This window comes from Paenibacillus periandrae, assembly GCF_022458865.1.
GTDB lineage: Bacteria > Bacillota > Bacilli > Paenibacillales > NBRC-103111 > Paenibacillus_S > Paenibacillus_S periandrae.
Window position 1 is genome coordinate 1 of sequence record NZ_JAJNMU010000242.1, and the last position, 232, is coordinate 232.

Genomic DNA, 232 nt, shown 5'->3' on the forward strand with positions numbered 1-232 from the left:
GACCGGGATGGACGTACCGCTGGTGTACCAGTTGTTCCGCCAGGAGCACGGCTGGATAGCTACGTACGGAAGGGATAAGCGCTGAAAGCATCTAAGCGCGAAGCCCCCCTCAAGATGAGATTTCCCAGTATGTAAGACCCCTTATAGACGATGAGGTAGATAGGTTCGGGGTGGAAGTGCCGCAAGGTATGGAGCTGACGAATACTAATCGGTCGAGGGCTTATCCAAGAAA

Annotated in this window: 1 rRNA gene; it reads left to right on the forward strand. The window is 53.4% G+C overall.

The window, feature by feature from the left end:
* Positions 1 to 228, forward strand: a 23S ribosomal RNA gene (locus LRL21_RS45390); the annotation flags it as partial.
* Positions 229 to 232 lie beyond the last annotated feature (4 nt).